We start from the raw sequence: 19,824 nt of genomic DNA on the forward strand, positions 1-19,824 counted from the left end.
GAATCCCCCGGCAAGGGAGAGAAGACAATCACTTCTTCTTTTTCCCTTTCATTGCCTTTTCTTTTGCCGGGGGATGAATCCCCTGGCAAAGGAGAGAGACAATCACATCTTCTTTTTCCCTTTCATTGCCTTTTCTTTTGCCGGGGGATGAATCCCCTGGCAAGGGAGAGAGACAATCACATCTTCTTTTTCCTTTCATTGCTTTTTCTTTTGCCGGGGGATTAATCCCCTGGCAAAGGAGAGAGACAATCACATCTTCTTTTTCCCTTTCATTGCTTTTTCTTTTGCCGGGGGATGAATCCCCTGGCAAGGGAGAGAGACAATCACATCTTCTTTTCCCTTTCATTGCTTTTTCTTTTGCCGGGGGATGAATCCCCTGGCAAGGGAGAGAGACAATCACATCTTCTTTTTCCCTTTCATTGCTTTTTCTTTTGCCGGGGGATTCATCCCCTGGCAAGGGAGAGAGACAATCACATCTTCTTTTTCCTTTCATTGCTTTTCTTTTGCCGGGGGATTCATCCCCTGGCAAGGGAGAGGCATCATTTATATCTTCATGCCGCCATCCCCTCACCCCAATCCATCATCCTGCCGATTTCCTCTTCAAGAGCGACGATGCTGTGGCGGTAGCGTTCGCGGTTATCTCCGTTCTGTTCGCTTATGTAGGGGCTGTAGGCGATTTCCTTCGCGTAGGCTTCGGGGATGCGGCTGAAGCTCCAGGCACGATGGTAGCCGGTATGGATCAGGCGGGCGAAATCGAAGAAAGACATCCGGGGCGACGTGTAATGCCGGAAATAATGCACCACCCCGTTCGCCGCCTCCAGCTCCGCCCGTTCGCCATGCCACCAGGCATTGGCCGCCCCGTAGCCCATCATGCCGAAATAGTTGTTATGCTCCGTCGCCAGGCAGGAGGTCCCCCAGCCGCTTTCGAGTGCTCCCTGGGCCAGGATGACACGCGGGTTCATATCGAACGCATGCCCCGCCTCTTCTGCGGCAGCCCGGCATCTACGGAGGTAAAATATCTTCTTATCCATCTTTCCTAATCTTTTTTATTTTCAATCATTTTCCTTTTTATAAGAGAGAATTTATTATGGCATTTGCTTGTTCAACAGGCAAATATTTATTATCTTAGCGGTTATAAACCAAGCGGTTCGCCGCATCAAGAAACACACAATATGATCATGGAAAATTCCTTCAATCAGAACCGTGTCTACGGCTGGGGCGAACTCGCCCAACTCTACTTCCCGAACATCTCCCAGAAGAGCGCCACCGGCCAACTGCTGAAATGGATCCGCGTCAGCGACAAACTGATGCACGACCTCAAAGCGGCCGGCTGGCACCCCGGACTAAAATACCTCACACCCCGCCAACGGGACTATATCGTGGGGCATCTCGGAGAACCCTAAAGCTCTCCCGGTCTCTCTTCCTCGCCCCCGCCCGAAGGAGCGGACGGGCTTTCGGGAGTGATCTTTTCGAAGGTGTAGTTGGAAATCGCGTCGCGCAACTGCTTGCCCGGACGAAACAGGATGCGTTTGCTTTTGATCAGGGCACTGTTGAACTCCTTCTCGGTCAGCGTTCCGGTACTGCCGAACTGCAACTGGAAATTCCCCAACTCGCCGACCTGCACGACCTCCCCTTTGCCGAGGCTGCGGCGCATGACACGGACCAACTCGTCCAGGATCAGCTTCACATCCCCCGACGAGGCCGTGGAACCTTCGGCAATCAGGTCGCATAACTCCTGGATATCGACCGTCCCCGCCGCTTTCGCATTGGCATAATATAACTTGGCATCCGCCTCCGCCCCCTTGCGCATATCCTTGCGCAACACTAACTTGTACTTTGCTGGCATACGTTTCTTTGTTTTTTAAATTAAACCTCTAACTCTTAATCACATAACAAAGATACGACACACCTGCTCCGCTGCGGGGAACAACTGGTCAGGAGAGGGAGGGAAGAGGAAAGATGAGGAAAAAGAAGGAGGAAATCTCTTTTGCCGGGAGGATTCATCCCCCGGCAAGGGAAGAGAAATCTATATTCCTTCATATAATTCTGTCTATATGCTCCTTGAATAGGGTATATTCCTCATCAAAGCTGCATTTTCCATGATGCTCTTCCTGCTTTTGGATATACCGCCGGACCACTTTCAAGCGATCCGGACTCACGGAAACGGCAAAAAAGCCATCCTGCCATTGTAGTTCCCCGTAGTGCATCGAAGAAAACCAATGGGACGACTCGCCCTTTATCAGATTCATCACCCCGTCAATGGTTTGGCCTGTTTTCAAGAAAAACAAATAATGCACATGGTCTGTAAAGCCTCCAATATGATCGACAAAAATGCCCTTCGAAATCGAGTAACTGCGCATATGTGAATACAACTCATTCCGATAACGCTTGTTCTTCAGAAAAGGAACCCTGTTTTTGGTACTCCACACACAGTGGATGGCAAGTGATAGATAGGACATAGCTAAGTGTTTTAATATTTAAGGCAAATATAATGAAATTTCTCAAGGAGAAAGAAATTTCATTATATAATCTCTATAATCTCCGGGGGATGAATCCCCCGGCAAGGGAGGGGATTCAATCATATATTTTTTCCCTTTGATATTTTTTTCTTTTGCCGGGGGATTAATCCCTCGGCAAGGGAAGGGAGCCAATCATATATTTTTCCCTTTTGATATTTTTTTCTTTTGCCGGGGGATTAATCCCCCGGCAAGGGAGAGAGAGCCAATCATATATTTTTCCCCTTGATATTTTTTTCTTTTGCCGGGGGATTAATCCCCCGGCAAGGGAAGGGAGCCAATCATATATTTTCCCCTTGATATTTTTTTCTTTTACCGGGGGATTAATCCCCCGGCAAGGGAGAGAGAGCCAATCATATATTTTCCCCTTTGATATTTTTTTCTTTTGCCGGGGGATTAATCCCCCGGCAAGGGAAGGGAGGTTTTCTCTTCCTTTTCCTCCATTCCTTTCTGCCCTATAGAGAGAGAAATCCTTCCCTACAGGGTACAGGCAAGTACCCTATAGGGAAGGGAGGGAAAGGGGGAAATGGACAGATATGGACAAAATGGACACCCGATATATTTATTTTCCGCCGGGGGATGTCTTTCGATACAAGCCGTGATTTATCTTCGTGATATACACCGGTATAAGCTTCAATATAAAGCGGCGTGCCGTGCGTTCGCTCATCCCTTCGAGGGCGGCGAGGCGGTAGACTTCGGGCAGGGTGAAGGAGGCAGGGAGGGCGTCGTAGATGGAGCGGAATTTGAGGGGGAGCGTCAGTTCGGGCTGATCCTGCGGGGCGCGGAGCTGCGTCATCAGGAGGCGGCTGTGCTCGAGGCAGCACAGGGTGATCGCCAGGGCCGCCTCGAAATGGCTGTCCGAACAGATACGGAGGCCGGGGATGTAGTCGCCCTCGGCCGCCACCTCAAGGGCGGTGAAAAGCATGCAGAGGCGGTAGGTCATCAACCCGTAGCGTTTCACCACGGAAAGGAAATCCTCGCCTCCGAACAGGTCCGACTCGCGCAGCAAATCCGCAAAACAACTGTTCAGCTTCGACCACTGCGCAAGGCTCAGGCCGACCTGCAAGTTGCGTTTCCGCAGACGCACGGCCATCTCCATGACCTGCTCCGAGAGCGAAGCGATATGCTTCACGAAGTCGGCTCCACCCCCTTCGGGCGACACGTCCTGCCAGACGGCACGCGAACGGCAGGTGTAGAGCAGCAGGCGGCTCATCAACCCGTTTTCGGCATCGGGTATCAGGCGGGAGAACTGCCCCGGCGTACCCGCCAGCAGGAGGGCGACGGCGGGACGGTCGACGACGATCATCTCGTTGTCGCCTTTGCGCGACGACGACACAGGTTCGTGGTGGAACGCCTTGCGGAGGATGTCGTCAAACTGCCCGAAGTCCTGCTTCGTCGCCGAGACCAGCGTGTCGATCTCGCTATCCACGATCAGCAGGCCCGCCTCGCCGTTGTCGCGCAGGTGGACGATCAGCTTCGCCTTCGTCACCTGGCTCGACACGACTAAGTAGCGGATGTAGGCCGGCTTCGGGGCGTCCTTCACCGACACGGCCTGGTGCTTGCCGCGAAGCTCCGCCTTCTTGGCCTCCCACTCTTCGAGCGCCTGCCGGTACTCCTGTTCTTCGCGCTCGCTCTCGGTCTTGATGAGCGTGGCGTAATGGTCGGCCAGGTGGCGCATCTCGTCGACACAGCCTTTCCCGTTGGCGGCGGGAGCCACCTCGACCGTATAGAGATGCGGGGTCAGCCATTTGCGACGGTAATAGCCGTGCACCCCCGGCAGGCAGGCGCTCAGGACGGTGCAGGCGGCAAGCACGCCCATGTCGCGCTCGCGCACGTCGACATAGTAACGGACCGCCTCGCGGATGATCGGCGGCAGCTTCTCCAACAGCCCGTCCGGGAGGCAGGGCGTCTGCTTCCGAAGCTCCTCCCCTTCCTTTTCCGGGTCCTTTTCGGAGGGGTTCGGGATTTCAGATACAGGGGGTGCCGTTTTGTCCGCAATTTGTCCGTTTGCGAAAACTTTCGTCCCGTATTCTCCCGTATGGGACTGATAGGCAGAGTGTAACGCCTGCCCGATCTCCTGCGCCGAAAACGAGGGGACTTGCATCAGCGAGACACACAAACGGGCGACTTCAGCCTCCGGAAAACCCCGGCGGTTCGCCTCGCAACCGAGGTTGTAGACCGTCTGGTTGCGGCTCCCTTCGACCAGCGGGTTGCGGGCGGCCCACCAGGAGACGAACGACTCGGCATCCGTCATCCCCCGGTTTCCGCCGGGAGCCGCCTGGGGCATCTCGACGGCCACATGGAAGACTTCGGCGCCGGGATTGTAGTAAGCCTCCGGATCGTCGCTCACGTAGCAGCAACGGCCTATGTTACGGCATTTGCGGTCGCTCGCCATCCCGGCCTCCTCCTCGTAGCGGAGGGCGACGACTTCGAAGGCGCGACGGTGGTGTTCCGCCTTGCTGTCCACGCGGACGAAGACTTTCAGCCCCTCGCCGCCGGGACTGACGAAAAGGGCGAGCGTGGTCGCAATCGAGCGGAAGAGGGCGATCAGCACCGCCAGTTCCTTCACATGGTCGAAATCGAGGCTGACGATCTGGGAATAGGCGACCACCTGGTCGTCACGGTGCCCGCCGCGGCAAACGCCTGAAGGGGTGAAACCGGGCAGTGACTTCTTCAACCGGGCGGCCTCTTCCTTACGTCCTTCGGCAACGGCATGGCGGTAGGCGGTTATTTCACGGACCCAACGGCGACGGCGAATCAGGATGATGATTTCTTCGAGGGTGGTTTCTTCACTTTCATACTTGCAAAGAGAGGGAAACAATGAGACTTTGTGTTCCTTGTTCATGATTGTTTTTTTTATTTAATTAATAATGGACAAAGGTACACTATCGCTTCTGCCCTGTCAATGAGCAAAAAGTAACGCGAGGAATACAACGATCGTTGATTTTCAAAGCATACAAAAACGCACCCGGCGCAAAACCGTTACTTTACGGTAAGAAAACGGGAGAAAAATATTTTTCCTCCCGTCCTCTTTCCTGCCTCATTCGTTCATTCGTCTTCCTTGCGGTTGTAATAGTTGCGGGCGGAAGGACGCGAAACCTTATTCAGCTTGAACACTTTCATCATCTGGGCAAAGAGGCGGTGTATGCCTGAACCGGCATGCCCGAACTCAGGCAAGTTGCGGATGGCTTTCCAGAGACGGATCAGGTCATAGGACGCATTGACCTCTATGCGTTCGAACTCGAATATCAATCCGAGGCCGGTGATTTTCTCAAACCTTTTGCCTGCCTTGCGCAGGGCGGCGCAGTCTCGCTTGGACAAGGAGGCATTCGCCTGCTGCTTTTCACAAAGATCGAGAATAAGGGATAACAACTCGATGGCTTCTTCTTTCCATCCTTTTTTTCTTGTGATTCTTTTGCGTGTACCATATTATTCAGGTATTATAAAATAAGAACTAAGATAAGAATATTTTCCCTTGCCGGCTGATTAATGCCCCTTCAAATGAAAAAAAAGAAAGCTCCGGAAGAATTTCTCCCGGAGCCTTTTTTGATCTGCTTTCTTTCTTCACAGAGGTACTGGCAGTAGAACTTTTAATTTCATTACTTTAGTATTAATACTACCACTTGTTCTCCCTCGCGGGGTAATTGGGCCTTCCGCCAAAAAGCGGATGGACACCGCGTGATATTATTTAGATTATTTGATTATAAAAAATGTCTTTCTTTTGCCGGGGGATGAATCCCCCGGTAAGGGATTATTCTTTGTTTCTATTATTTTACAATTGCCTTCACAGCAGCTTCGCCTTCAACAGCTACTACAACTACACCTGCCGGAGCAGCGATCGCAGCATTGTCGGAAGCAACAACCGTATTAGCAATCACCTGGCCCAAGATGTTGGAAACAACAACCTTCTTACCCTGAGCACCAGCAATCTGAATCTGACCTTCGCCAGCGATTACTTTGACTTCGGATACTTCGATCGCATCATTGGATGTCGGAACTTCGTCGCCGAGGGTGAAGACCATAGCCTTCTTAGGATCGGAAGTGAAACCTAACTTACCGTTCAATGCATACAACCAACCACCCTTAACAGATTTCACAACATATTCGTTGTCTACATCTTCGTCGTTCAACTGGATCGTGTACTGATATGCTTTCAGATCATCCTTAATCAGGTCACCGTCAACAGTTGTTGTCAGTGTATCTTTGGCTGTCAGAGTAGCTGCACGGAAGATTGCTTTCGGATCGGAAGCAGTACCTTCCAACAGGTAGTTCTTGTTTTCAGACAACTGAGCGTCGTCTTCAGAGAAGATACCCAGAGAGTCAGCAGAGTTAAACATGAACAGTCTTTCATCCTGTCCTTCTACACCGCGAGAGATATAGAACTTAGGAACATCAGCCTTACCCACTGTATCCAACCAGAATGTCAGACCTTCCTTGCTCAGGATACCTTCTTCCAGATTGTTCTTATTCATCTGCATAGCTACAGAACCCAGTACGTTATCGAATGATACGTGACGCGGTTCAGCTGGCAGAGAAGTTGCATCGGAGTTGTCGTTGAACTTGATGGTTACGTTGCTGATTGTAGGAACGTAAAGGGTAGCAGTACCAGCAGCAGCAAAGGCAGTACCGGCTGCATTAACTTCTACAGCTTTGGCAGTAGCTTTAACACTACCAGCATAATTTGTGCTAATCAACCCCATTGCATAAGTTCCGTCATAGTTCTTGCGGAAGAAGAATTCACCTTCGTTAGCATCGTCTTTATCGATCGTCGTTACAGCATCCTTCTTAAGGTAAAGGACCTTTTTACTCGCACTATTCGTACCAACTACCAATTTATAAGAAGGAACAGCCAACGTATCTTTAACCGTTACGATGTTTCCATCTTTATCCAGATAAGCAGCATCTACATCATTAATGATATAGTTAGCAACTGCCGGAGTGCCATCCTTAACAACCTCAGCAGTGAAAGCATAATCCCCTTTATTTTCAGAAGGAGTATAAGTTCCAGTAGCATTATTAGCACTCAACACACCATACATTTCAGCAATACCACCCGGCACTTTACCAGAGAACAACAGATGGAAACCACCTTCGCGTTCAGCCTTTGTCATTTCCAGGAAGCCGTCAGTCTTTGTTGTGGCAACGGAGTTGAAACGAACTGTTTTACCGATCAGAGATTGATTCTTAGCACCGGCATTACCTGTGCTGTTAGCAGTAACACCAGCTGCAATTGCATCATCAGCAGCAGGTGTAGCTGATTCAATCTCATATTCACCTTCTACATCTGTAGCTTTCAGTTTCAATACTAATTCATTAGCAGGAGAAGCAGCTTCACGGTTAGTCAATGTAAAGGAAGCCTTACCATTGAAACCAGAAACAACCCACTGTGTCATCGGAGAAGCCAAGTCGATCTCTGATTTAGCACGAGCTTCGAGCTGATAATCAGAAGCACCGGCACCGGCAACCAGATATTTGTGATATTCATACTGTTGGTTAGCATCACCATCAACACTCTGCTTTCCGCTTGTGAAATAGATATTAACAGTGTTAACAGCATCTTTCTTCAACAGAACAGAGGCATCCAGGTAGGTGCTTGTACCCAAAGTTGCAGGCAACATGATTGCACCAGCAACAACAGAAGAGTTCAAAAATGCAGTAACATATGCTTTCGTATCTGATTCAGATGCTTTGTATGCACCTACAGTAACAGGATTACTGGTAGCTATGGTAGGAGCCATATTTAAAGTGAGTGCATTTTCATTATTGATAGCATCACCTTCTGTAATAGAAGTAAATGCTGCATCTTTAGACAAAGTAGCCGCTGCAGCTGAAATTGTTTCACCTTTCACCCATGCAAACTTATGTCCTTCTCCTGCTTTCTGACCATTCAGAACATATTTGTCATCTGTTAAGCAAGCAAAGTAAAGGTTCTTTGCATTTTCGGCGCTCTGAGTAGTTTTGAATTTTGTAATGTCGGCAGCAGCTCCTTTTACAAAATAAGTACCTGCCACCCAACTGTCAAATGCTGCTCCAGCTTTAACAGCCTTCATCTCATCCGCAAAAACATTACCGACCAAGTTATCTGCAGCAAAGTTGAATGTTATACCTTTTGAGTTATACTCATTCAACATGTCTGCATCCCATTCGATACTGTTAGTAAAGGCAACAACACTTAAACCTACTTCTTTTGTAGGAATTACGCTTGTGTACAGTTTATTAAAATTAACCTGTCCTTTATCGTCTGCAGAGGCATAAGTAACTGCAAACACAGTATTCAGTTCAGATAACTTATTACTGCCAACACCTCCATCAGCAACTGTTCCATCAGCAGCTTTTACAACCACTTGCTTTCCATCAGCCCACAATTCAAACGTTGCACCTGTGGCTGTTGCTTGGACATTACGCAGTTCAAAAGGAACGAAGCCTGAAAAAGTTGTACTGGGATCTGCTCCCGTTAAATTTTCAAATGAAACAAAATCTTTCCCCTCAACTTTAAAAGAGGCAGAAGGTTTTAATAAATGAGTTGCATCAGGTCCTAAATAGAGTTTAGTCCCATCAACCAATTTCATGGATGAAGAAGCATATGCAACGGCAGCTTTATCTCCAGCTGCAGCATACGCACTACTAAACATCGACCCAGTCATAAGCAGAGCCGCTGTCATAAGAGTAAAAATACTTTTGTTCATACTTTAAACATTTAAATTAATAATACTATGAATATTGAAATAATATCGTCTAAACCTTAGCTGCCATACCTTATATAGGTGTATGTTAACATCTGTACTTTGACAGCTAAAACGTACGTTTAAATTCGTCATTTTCGGAGGCGGTTCGGAAGGTTTGTAGTCAAAAGAAGGTTTTTCGTACAGGTAAGGCTATCTAATTGATAAGAAACGATATAGAAAAAGAAAAAACTTTGAAGAAAGAATTGCAGGTTTAAAAAGTAGTTGTATTTTTGTAGCTGAATTATGACGAATTTAAACGTACGTTTTTTTAGTCATTTTGGAAAAAGCTATCTATTTTATTCATTCCCAATAATATACAAGCAAGAAACAAGGCAAAAACTACCCTCAAAAACAGGGTAAAAAATGTACTTTCCACCAGTATATAAAAGACTTCACTATATATATTGTAATCAATTGTTTAGATATGTTTTCCAGCAAGCCCCAACCATTCCCTTTTTTTGTGCTTTTTTCAAAAAGGGGCTAAAATGAGCCGTTTTTCCTATAAAACCAGCGCATAATCCAAGCAATAGAAATTTATATCCCTTGCTGTCGGCTTAAGCCGACGGTTTGAGAGAAAACAAAGTATATCTTATCCATTCTTCAACATATCGGTGCATCGGGCTCAGGTGTCGGAAGTTCCTTACACCATTTTCCCCGTTACCAATTCTTTTTCAAGATATTCATATACATAAGCCGTACTCTGAGCATATAGCCCTGTATCAAGATTTATGAGCCGGCTATATGTATCAGATGTATAGAGTGCCTTGAGAGCCTCACTCATATCCATTTGATGCTCCTCCATAAGCAACAATACGATTTCCTTGGAAATCTCTTCTATCATAAATAGTTCTTTGGTCATAATCCACTTCTTATTTTGGTTAAATATCGAATAGACTTCTCCGTACCGAAAAAGTACTGCATAGTCACCCCCTTCATATATTTAAGTTCTTCAAGAAACTTATCCATATCTATCAGCCCGGAAGTGAGCCGTCGTATCTGAAAGCCAACCGAATCATTTGCAATAGGGCCAATAACAATATCATACCAATGCCCCTCCTTTCCTGTGGCAATAAGCTGTAAGATCTTCTATTACGTCTTCAAACGAGAGTGTATGCTCCACATTATAGAAACGACTCACAAAGTCGAGGCCTTTGAACCTCTCCAGGTAGCGATAGGCTTGCAATGTGTTAAGTGAGTGTGCCGCAGCAAACTCACTTATCACAGCAATGATATATTCCACTTTGTTTTTGACATCCGAATCCATATCAGTTTTCCTTTCTTATCTTTCTGTTAGGTCAAATGCAAATATACACTTTTTTCATACATATCTTATCCATTCTTCAACACATCGTCCTTGTCCGGTGCACCGGGTTCGGGTGTGGATTCCGGGTTGAAGGGGTTGAAGTAGTAGATGCCTTTTTCACCGAGGAATTGCAGGAAATAGGGGAGCTTCTGCATAAAGAGGCTGCATTCCTTCGACTTGGCTGGGGTCCAGGCGGATTCGGCTACAGCGACCAGGCGGGGGAATGTCATATAGTCCAGACGCTTGGCATCGGCTACACGTTCCGTCCAAAGGGAGAACTGGAGGCCCATCACCTGGTCTTCATAATCGCGCGTCAGATGGATGATAGGTTCCGGGAAACGGTAGATATCCTCGATCGTGTTGTAACCGCCCCACACACGGCCCACCTTATGGCCGCCGTACTGGACGAAGTCGGCATACAACGGACGGCGCGGGGTCATAATCACCCGGTAGCCGTTTTCGAGCGCCTTCACCAACTGGTGTTTGCGGTCGTGGCGCCACCACATGATGACAGCCTTGTCGGGAGAGACACCGGCATCGATCATCTCGTCCCAGCCGATCATCGTCTTGCCCTTGGAAGCCACGATATCGGCAGCGCGGCGGATGAAATACTGTTCAAGGCCCGTTTCGTTGCCTAAGTTCTTATCTTTGATGAACTGCTGGATTTCGGGATCGGTGAACCAGCTCTGGTTGCCGTAGTGCACCTCGTCGCCTCCGATATGGATATAGGGAGACGGGAACAGGGCGACGATCTCGTCGAGCACGTTGCTGATAAACTCGAACGTCTCTTCCTTGCAGGGATGGAACGTGAAATGCTGCCATTTGCCCTCGCCTCCGCCGGAGATTTCAGGATAGGAACGGCAGACGGCGGTAGCATGGCCCGGCATGTCGAATTCGGGAACGACCATGATGTGGCGGGCGGCTGCGTAGGCGACGATCTCCTTGATCTCTTCCTGGGTGTAGAACGTAGCGGGCGCTTTCGGATCGTGCCAGTTGCCGACAGCCCCTTCGGTGGTCAGCTTCGGATAGCGCTTGATCTCGATACGCCAACCCGGTTCGTCGGTCAGGTGCCAGTGGAACACGTTCAGGCGAAGGGACGCCATGATGTCCAGATATTGTTTTACCTTTTCCTTACCGAAGAAGTGGCGGCTCTCGTCGAGCATGAATCCACGCCAGCCGTAACGGGGCTGGTCCTGTATCTTGCAGGCACGCACGTTGCCTTTGCCGAAACGGGAAAGTTGCAGAAGGGCTTCTTTCGCATAGAACAGTCCGGCTTCGGAAGAGGCTTGCAGCAGGATGCTGTTCGGTTGGACGACAAGCGTATAGGCTTCATCGGCCATCTTGCAATCATTATTTAGTTCCAGGCGGATGGTTCCGCTGGCAGGCGACGATTGCAGGCCGGCTTCCTTCAACTCGGTTTGCAGTCCGGCGGCTAACTTGTCGGCATACCCGCCATTGCCTTGTACTTGGAGATTCTTTCCAATGGTGAACGTACCTTTCGCGTTCTGCACCTTTGCCGGCGTCGGGAACAAAGGTTGTTGTGCCATCATCGGCAACACGAATAGAAATAGTAATGTGCTTAAATAAATTAGTTTCTTCATGGCATATTTATATTTAATTATTTCCTTACAGGGATTTTCCTCTTTTACCGGGGGATTAATCCCCCGGCAAGGCAGGGATATTCCTCTTTTGCCAAAGGATTACCCCCCGGCAAGAGGTAGCAAATATAACAAAATTTCATATCTTTAGCCGCAAAATCAAATATAATGCCATGAATAGACTAATTATCTTTATTATTGTACTTACCTGTTACGGGCACAGCCTCCGGGCACAGGAAATCGAATACTCCCGTCCGGTCAACACCCCCGAAAGTTGTACAAGCATCATGGTCGGCAAAAAAGCATCAGCCGACGGTTCGGTCATGACCAGCCATACCTGTGACGGGAACTACCGCACATGGATGGAGATCGTCCCGGCGGCACACTACGAGCGCGACACGACGGTAGCGATCTACAACGGACGGATGCACACCGAATATCCTGCCGACCGTACGCGGATGGAATTGAAGGGGACGATCCCGGAAGCCCGCTCGACCTACCAATTCCTGAATACTTCCTATCCTTGCCTCAACGAGAAACAGTTAGGGATCGGCGAAACGACAATCTCCGGACGCAAAGAGTTGCAGAACAAGAAAGGGATGTTCATGATCGAGGAGTTGGAAAAGATAGCCTTGCAGCGTTGCACGACGGCACGCGAGGCGATCCGGCTGATCGGACAGTTGGTTGCCGAACATGGCTACGGGGATTCGGGCGAATGCCTGACGATTGCCGATCCGAACGAGGTCTGGCATTTCGAGGTGTTCGGCGAAGGGCCGGACAAAGTCGGGGGCGTATGGGCGGCTGTCCGCATCCCGGACGATCATGTGGGGGTATCGGCCAATATCTCGCGTATCTCGACGCTCGACCTGAAAGACAAGGATCGTTATATGGCTTCGGAAAATGTATTCTCCGTTGCCCAAAAGATGGGGTTCTGGGACGGCAAGGAACCGTTCAAGTTCTGGAAAGCCTATAGCGGGGGCAACTATTTCGGCGAGCCGAAGGCATTCAGCATCCGCGAGTATTTCATCCTGAACGCACTGGCTCCTTCGCTCAAACTGTCGTACGATGCGGAAGAACTGCCGATCAGCGTGAAGCCGGACAAAACGGTTGCCGTAACAGATGTGATGGCATTGTTGCGCCAGACCTACGAAGGGACGGAATGGGACATGACGAAGAATCTGAAAGTGGCTGTCAAGAACAGGGAGACAAAGGAAACAGATACGATCACGAGTCCGGCAGCTAATCCCTGGATGGGAACAGATATGCTGAATATGCTGAACGGTGTGAAGGAAGGGACAGTGGCACGCAATCGCCTGGTAGCAGTTCCGCAATGTTCTTATTCGCACGTGATACAGCTTCGCAGTTGGTTGCCGGATGCCGTGGGCGGCGTCGCCTGGCTGTCGTTCGACAATCCGGGACAGAGCCCGCGTATCCCGATCTTTGCGGGTACGACAGACCTGCCGGTTGCTTTCGGTATCTGCGGACAGCACCGCCACCGTGAGGATGCCATCGTCTGGAAATACCGGACGGCAAACAAGTTGGCTACGGTCCGCTGGGGACTGACCAAAGACAAGATCAACGGTGCAGTCGCCCACTTCGAGGAAAAGGGCTTATCGGAAATGACTTTCGTGGAAAGCCGCTACAAAGAGTTGCAGGGCGGCAAAGGGGAAGAGGCCGCACGGGCTTTCCTGACTGGCTACACGGCTGACTTCGCAGGAGCGACAATCCTGCGCTGGCAGGAGATGGCGGACGAGTTCTGGAAGATGTTCGCGAGGGGATTTTGATTAATTGAAAATTAAGAATTAAGAATTAAAAAATAATGGATGTTATGAAATCACTTATTCTATCTTGCATGTTGGCGTTCTCTGCTTCGGCGGCGTTCGGCCAGGGGTATCAGTTTACAGAGGTGGTAACGGTTCCCGCTACCTCGGTTAAGAACCAGGCGGCAACGGGGACTTGCTGGTGCTTTGCCACGACTTCGTTTATGGAATCCGAGCTGCTCCGTATGGGGAAGGGCACGTATGACCTTTCGGAGATGTTCATCGTCCGCCAGAAATACATGAACCAGTTGCAGGACAACTACCTGCGCCGTGGGGACGGAAACATCGGACAGGGCAGCCTTTCGCATACCTTTATGAACGCGTATCGCCAGGTGGGGATCGTACCCGAAGAGGTCTACACGGGTATCAACTACGATTCCGAACGGCATAACCACAGTGAGATGGTCCGCTATATGCATGCCATTGCGGATGTGGCGGTGAAGACGAAAGCACGCAGTCCGGAATATTACAAACTGGTCGACAACCTGTTCGACACCTATTTAGGGAAACTGCCGGAGAAATTCACGTACAAAGGAAAAGAGTACACGCCGAAGTCTTTCGCCGAATCGTTAGGTTTGAATATGGACGACTATATCGAACTGACCAGCTTCACGCATCATCCGTATTACGTGAAGTTCGATGTGGAAGTGCCCGACAACTGGGAACATTCCCTGATGTACAACCTGCCGCTCGACGAAATGATGGAGACGGTGGATTATGCTTTGACGAGCGGCTATACGGTATGCTGGGACGGTGACGTGAGCGAGAAGGGATTCTCCTTTACAAACGGCGTCGCCATCAACCCGGAGGTAAAGAAGGTGGAAGACCTGTCTAACACGGATCGCGCACGCTTCGAGAAATTGAGCGATAAGGAACGTCTGGAAGAAGTCTTCAAGTTCGAACGCCCTTATCAGGAAATCAACGTGACCCCGGAGGTTCGCCAGGCGGGCTTCGAATCGTTTGTCACCACCGACGACCACCTGATGCATGTGACCGGCATCACCAAAGACCAGAACGGCACGAAATATTACATCACCAAGAACTCATGGGGAACCGACCGCAACAAATTCGGCGGCTACCTGAACATGTCCGAGAGCTTCGTCCGCGCCAAAACCATCTATGTGATGGTTCATAAGGATGCGATACCGAAGGAGATCAAGGCAAAACTTCATCTTTAGTGAACAGCACCTATGTAGGCTGGCGTGTCTCACGCCAGCCGCTTGTGCTTCAGATTATCAGTGGCCTTCCACCACCCACTTCTCGATATTGCGGGTTTCGGAAGAAAAGTTTACGCCGATTTTGACTATCTTCCGCCCATCAGCGATAAAGGGCTGGATATATTGTTTATCGTTGATTTGCTGCAACGCCTCCTCAGCCGTTCCATTCAGCTTAAACTCCATTACATATATATAACGATCCGTTTCCAAGACCAAGTCGATACGTCCACGGTTCGTATGATATTCCACCTTTGTATATAATCCTATCAGGCGGAAGATGATAAACAAGACGTTCTGGTAATGAAGTTCCGTGTCACGCTCAGGCTTCAACCCGGTAATCGTTTCGTAAGGAGTGTCGGCAAAAAAGCTTTGCAAACGACGGAAGAAGGCATCATAATCACCTCCCTCTATCTCACGGACGAAACGACCGATTTCAAATGGAGTCTTCGATGCGCTGACATTGGCATAATAAGGCAATAGGTATTTGACAAAACCCTCTTCAACTTCTAAATTCGGGAAGCCCAGCCGGTAAGTTCCAAAACGGGGGTCATACCCCTTGATCGTCAGATAGCCACTCTGATAGATGACCGGGATCGGATCTGAGTCGACCGAATCCACACCGTCAAGCGTTTCAGCATCGGTCTCTTCATGCGCCAAACGGTCCAGGTCGTAATGATGACGTTTCAGGAGCTCGACTAAATAGGAAGGTGTACCGGTCGCAAACCAATAGCTGCCAAATTCACGATTCTTAAAGGCATGAAGCAAACTGAACGGGTTATAAACACCCGCTGTATCAGGTGCAAAATGGTAACCGTCGTAATGACGACGGAGTTTGTCACACAATTCTGATTCCGTCAGGCCCAATGATCGTGAAAACTCCGGCAATTCATCTCCCAAACTGTCCTGCAATTCCTGTTCGCTGATGCCGCACAATTCGTTATAGTTCCGGCGAAACGAGATGTCTTCCAAATTGTTCAGGTCACTGAAAACACTCACCTTGCTAAACTTGGTAACACCTGTCAGCATCGCAAAACGGATGTAACCGTCAGCACTTTTCAATGCCCCATAAAAAGATTTCAACAAACTGCGATAGGCTTCCTGCAATTCCGGCCGACCGATCGCCTGCAACATCGGTTTATCATATTCATCGATCAGGATGACAACGCGTTGTTCCATCTTTCGGCTCGTACGTTTTATGATTCCTTCAAAGCGGGTAGCCAATGATTTTTCCGCAGGCTCTGCGCCACACTCCTTCTCCCATCCGGTCAACGCGATATTCAATTTCTCCTTCAGGCTGTCCACCGAATTATATTCCTGAGTATTCAAATCGAGATGCAGAATCGGATATCGCGCCCAATCTTTCTCCAACTGCTCGATGGCCAATCCGGCAAAGAGTTCTTTCTTTCCTTCGAAATAGGCTTCCAATGTAGACAGCAGCAAACTCTTTCCGAAACGGCGCGGACGACTTAGGAAATAGTAACTTCCACTTTTTGCCAGTTGGTAGACGAGGGCGGTCTTGTCTACATAAAAATAGCCATCCCTCCGAATCTTCTCGAAGTTCTGGATGCCGATAGGGTAAATCTTATTGCTCATGATACACGGAATTTTATTGAATCACCAGACAGACAAAGATACGTTTTTTTAAATACATCCGAAATGCCTGGGGAGATTATATCATTTTTTGTCATCATCATGACAAATGTACGGGTATAAGCAGATCTCCGAATGATTATCCATTATAATCCCTATTTTGTCTATTCTTTACCAGAAAGAAAAGGATTTAATTTGTACACGATAAACTTAATACCTGATTCATGCGACGAATAAACATTTACCTCTTGTTGACAGGCCTCCTGATATGCCTGTTTGCATGTAAAAACAATCCCGCCCGCATTTCCTTGGGCGGGGAGTGGGAATTTGCATTAGACAGTACCGATAGCGGGATAAACGAGAACTGGGCCGGACAGAATTTCAAGAATACGATCCAGCTCCCCGGAACAACCGACGATGCCGGGTACGGAACGCCCAACAAATTAAAACCTGCCATCCAAAAGCCGCAAGTCCTCCACCTGACCCGCAAAAACAGTTACGTCGGCCCCGCCTGGTACAGCAAAGAAGTCGACATACCTTCCGGCTGGAAAGGCAAAGCGATCGAGCTCAAACTGGAACGCGTCATCTGGCAAACATCCGTATGGGTGGACGGGAAACAGGTCGAAGGCATGCAAGAAAGCCTGGTCGCTCCGCACCTGTACGACCTGACGAAACAACTGACTCCCGGCAGACATAAAATCACGATCCGCGTCGATAACCGGAAACGATATGATATTACGGCTGGCGATATGGCGCATGCCTATACCAACGAGACACAGATCATGTGGAACGGGATAATCGGAGAAATAGCCCTGACAGCTAAGGATGCCGTCTCGATCCGCGACCTGCAAGCATACCCGGATTATAAGAACAAGCAAGTAAAGGTAAAATGCCTCGTGAACAATACGGGAGCGGCAACATCCGGTTCCCTGAAAGCCGATATCCGGACGGCAACAAATCCCGTTATACAAATGCAACAACACGTGACGCTCCAACCCGGAGAAAACCGGGTCGAACTGATTTGCCCGATCAAAGGCGAAGTGAAGGTATGGAACGAGTTCACACCTACCCTGTACACCCTTCGGGCATCTATCCAGACAGATCCGTACAAAGATTCCCAAGAAATCAAATTCGGTTTCCGGGATTTGCGGAAGAGCGGACCGGCTTTGTTATTGAACGACCAGAAGATATTCCTCAGAGGGACGCTGGAATGCTGCATTTTCCCGCTTACCGGATACCCTCCGATGGAGCACGAAGGTTGGGCTAAGGTATTCGCGACTGCCCGCGAATGGGGGTTGAACCATCTCCGTTTCCATTCCTGGTGTCCGCCAAAAGCGGCATTCGAGGTGGCAGACTCATTAGGATTCTACCTTCAGGTGGAACTCCCGCTTTGGTCGACCAATTTAAAAGAGGACGAGCGCGCTCCCTATCTATATGCCGAAGCAGACCGCATATTGGAAGAATACGGCAACCATCCCTCTTTCTGCCTGCTCAGCCTGGGGAACGAGCTGCAATATGATTTCGAGTTCTTAGGCTCGCTCCTGAACCATGTCAAAGAAAAGGACCCGCGCCATCTCTACACCACTACCTCCTTCACTTTCGAGAAAGGGCATGGTGATTGGCCGGAAGCGAATGACGACTTTTTCATTACCCAATGGACCCGGAAAGGATGGGTACGCGGACAGGGTGTATTCAACACGGAGCCGCCCCGCTTCGACAAAAACTACTCCGCATCGGTCGAGGGAATGGAAGTTCCGCTGATCACACACGAGATAGGCCAGTACGCAGTTTATCCCGACCTGAAAGAGATCGAGAAATATACCGGCGTACTGGACCCGCTAAACTTCAAAGGAGTGAAAGAAGACCTTGAGAAGAAGGGATTGGCAGACAAAGCGGACGACTACCTGATGGCGACAGGCAAACTGGCTGCCCTACTCTATAAGGAAGAGATCGAAAGGGCGATGAAGACACCGGGGATCAGCGGCTTCCAACTGCTCGACCTCCATGATTTCCCCGGACAGGGAACGGCTCTTGTCGGTCTGCTCAATGCTTTCTGGGAAAGCAAAGGGGTGACAGAGGCGGCTACCTTCCGCCAGTCTTGCGCCCCGGTAACTCCGCTGGCCCGTTTCTCCAAAGCTGTTTATACTTCAGACGAACCGTTTGAAGCCGGTATCGAAGTGGTGAACTATAGCGATAAAGCAATCGAGAACGCTGTTATTGACTGGAAACTGACCGACCGTAACGGGAAATCTGTCGCACAGGGAGAGTTTCCGGCACGCTCATTACCTGTCGGGGAAAACAGCTCTGCCGGAACCATCCGTTGCCCGCTGAACACAATCGCAGAGGCTAAGGAATTAAACTTGTCGGCCACACTAAAAGGGACAGTCTATACGAACGAGTGGAAAATATGGGTATATCCGGCATCCTTATCCGTCGACAAAGGAGAGATAGTCGTTACAGACCGTTTAGCCGTAGCCGAGAAAGCCTTGCAAGACGGAAAGAATGTTTTATTCAATCCTCCCTACGAATCTTTGAAAGGGTTGGAAGGCAAATTCGTCCCTGTCTTCTGGAGCCCGGTGCATTTCCCCAAACAGGCCGGGACAATGGGATTATTGCTCGATCCGGCCCATCCGGCATTCGCCCGTTTTCCGACCGACGGACACACCGACTGGCAATGGTGGAGACTCACGACACAGTCGAAGACACTCTGCATCGACAGCCTGTATACCGAAGTGACTCCCCTCGTCGAATGTGTGGACAACTTCGCCAACAACCGCCGCCTGACCAATCTGTTCGAGACGAACTGCCTGAACGGTAAACTGATCCTATGCAGCATGGATCTGCTTCATGAACAGGAAAAGAATCCGGAGAAGAAACAGTTGTTATACAGTCTTGTAGAATATATGAAATCCGAGGCTTTCAATCCCGCGTCGCATACTTCTCCTGATGTTATCACCCGGTTTCTGACTGCCGGACAATCAAGTTCACGGGAAAAACCCGAATCCATTTACTAATATGTGAAGAAAGACTGCTATATTTGCCTTGCAACAATCGT

The 19,824-nt window shown here is 49.4% G+C and carries 16 protein-coding genes; 4 read left to right on the top strand and 12 right to left on the bottom strand.

The window, feature by feature from the left end; all coding sequences use genetic code 11:
• Positions 1 to 28: 28 nt before the first annotated feature.
• Together H8S65_RS06890 and H8S65_RS06895 are read right to left on the bottom strand one after the other, a co-directional pair.
• The gene (locus H8S65_RS06890; RefSeq protein ID WP_186929253.1) at positions 29 to 493 is read right to left on the bottom strand and encodes a hypothetical protein; all 465 of its coding nucleotides are present in this window, start codon (positions 491 to 493) and stop codon (positions 29 to 31) included.
• 58 nt (positions 494 to 551) lie between these two features.
• Positions 552 to 1,031, bottom strand: a complete 480-nt coding sequence (locus H8S65_RS06895) for a glucosaminidase domain-containing protein (protein WP_186929254.1) — start codon at positions 1,029 to 1,031, stop codon at positions 552 to 554.
• A gap of 141 nt (positions 1,032 to 1,172) precedes the next feature.
• On the opposite strand from H8S65_RS06895, the gene H8S65_RS06900 reads away from it, so the two are divergent.
• On the top strand, positions 1,173 to 1,403 hold the full coding sequence (locus tag H8S65_RS06900; protein ID WP_374046311.1) for a DUF4248 domain-containing protein: 231 nt from the start codon (positions 1,173 to 1,175) through the stop codon (positions 1,401 to 1,403).
• Here H8S65_RS06900 and H8S65_RS06905 read toward each other — a convergent pair.
• The 9 genes from H8S65_RS06905 to H8S65_RS06945 form a co-directional block, all read right to left on the bottom strand.
• Positions 1,400 to 1,846 (bottom strand): HU family DNA-binding protein, encoded by a 447-nt coding sequence (locus H8S65_RS06905; RefSeq protein ID WP_186929255.1) that lies wholly within the window; start codon positions 1,844 to 1,846, stop codon positions 1,400 to 1,402. The two genes, H8S65_RS06900 and H8S65_RS06905, sit on opposite strands and share 4 nt — an antisense overlap.
• A gap of 190 nt (positions 1,847 to 2,036) precedes the next feature.
• On the bottom strand, positions 2,037 to 2,459 hold the full coding sequence (locus H8S65_RS06910) for a transposase (RefSeq protein ID WP_186929256.1): 423 nt from the start codon (positions 2,457 to 2,459) through the stop codon (positions 2,037 to 2,039).
• A 619-nt stretch (positions 2,460 to 3,078) separates the two neighbouring features.
• Complete coding sequence (locus tag H8S65_RS06915; protein ID WP_186929257.1) at positions 3,079 to 5,361, bottom strand: DUF3987 domain-containing protein; 2,283 nt, start codon at positions 5,359 to 5,361, stop codon at positions 3,079 to 3,081.
• A gap of 203 nt (positions 5,362 to 5,564) precedes the next feature.
• Complete coding sequence (locus tag H8S65_RS06920; RefSeq protein ID WP_186929258.1) at positions 5,565 to 5,888, bottom strand: hypothetical protein; 324 nt, start codon at positions 5,886 to 5,888, stop codon at positions 5,565 to 5,567.
• Between the two features lie 395 nt (positions 5,889 to 6,283).
• The gene (locus H8S65_RS21235; protein WP_186929259.1) at positions 6,284 to 9,202 is read right to left on the bottom strand and encodes a DUF6383 domain-containing protein; all 2,919 of its coding nucleotides are present in this window, start codon (positions 9,200 to 9,202) and stop codon (positions 6,284 to 6,286) included.
• A 679-nt stretch (positions 9,203 to 9,881) separates the two neighbouring features.
• Entirely contained in the window at positions 9,882 to 10,100 is a 219-nt protein-coding gene (locus H8S65_RS06930) for a hypothetical protein (protein WP_186929260.1), read from the bottom strand.
• Positions 10,097 to 10,324 (bottom strand): DUF3990 domain-containing protein, encoded by a 228-nt coding sequence (locus H8S65_RS21310; protein ID WP_363182653.1) that lies wholly within the window; start codon positions 10,322 to 10,324, stop codon positions 10,097 to 10,099. The genes H8S65_RS06930 and H8S65_RS21310 overlap by 4 nt, the downstream gene beginning before the upstream one ends.
• Positions 10,281 to 10,505 (bottom strand): DUF3791 domain-containing protein, encoded by a 225-nt coding sequence (locus tag H8S65_RS06940; RefSeq protein WP_005645048.1) that lies wholly within the window; start codon positions 10,503 to 10,505, stop codon positions 10,281 to 10,283. Before H8S65_RS06940 ends, H8S65_RS21310 begins: the two co-directional genes overlap by 44 nt.
• Before the next feature lie 65 nt (positions 10,506 to 10,570).
• On the bottom strand, positions 10,571 to 12,145 hold the full coding sequence (locus H8S65_RS06945; protein WP_186929261.1) for a beta-N-acetylhexosaminidase: 1,575 nt from the start codon (positions 12,143 to 12,145) through the stop codon (positions 10,571 to 10,573).
• A 170-nt stretch (positions 12,146 to 12,315) separates the two neighbouring features.
• On the opposite strand from H8S65_RS06945, the gene H8S65_RS06950 reads away from it, so the two are divergent.
• Together H8S65_RS06950 and H8S65_RS06955 are read left to right on the top strand one after the other, a co-directional pair.
• Positions 12,316 to 13,926 carry a dipeptidase gene (locus H8S65_RS06950; protein WP_186929262.1) on the top strand — a complete coding sequence of 537 codons (1,611 nt, stop codon included), beginning with the start codon at positions 12,316 to 12,318 and terminating at the stop codon, positions 13,924 to 13,926.
• Between the two features lie 44 nt (positions 13,927 to 13,970).
• Positions 13,971 to 15,140: a C1 family peptidase gene (locus tag H8S65_RS06955; protein ID WP_186929263.1), complete on the top strand. Its 1,170-nt coding sequence runs from the start codon at positions 13,971 to 13,973 to the stop codon at positions 15,138 to 15,140.
• A 57-nt stretch (positions 15,141 to 15,197) separates the two neighbouring features.
• Here the strand turns inward: H8S65_RS06955 and H8S65_RS06960 are convergent, their stop codons facing one another.
• Positions 15,198 to 16,772 (bottom strand): ATP-binding protein, encoded by a 1,575-nt coding sequence (locus H8S65_RS06960; RefSeq protein WP_186929264.1) that lies wholly within the window; start codon positions 16,770 to 16,772, stop codon positions 15,198 to 15,200.
• 221 nt (positions 16,773 to 16,993) lie between these two features.
• Between H8S65_RS06960 and H8S65_RS06965 the strand changes: the two genes are divergently transcribed.
• Positions 16,994 to 19,783: a DUF8487 domain-containing protein gene (locus H8S65_RS06965; protein ID WP_186929265.1), complete on the top strand. Its 2,790-nt coding sequence runs from the start codon at positions 16,994 to 16,996 to the stop codon at positions 19,781 to 19,783.
• Positions 19,784 to 19,824 lie beyond the last annotated feature (41 nt).

Source organism: Parabacteroides hominis (assembly GCF_014287585.1).
GTDB classification, from domain to species: domain Bacteria; phylum Bacteroidota; class Bacteroidia; order Bacteroidales; family Tannerellaceae; genus Parabacteroides; species Parabacteroides hominis.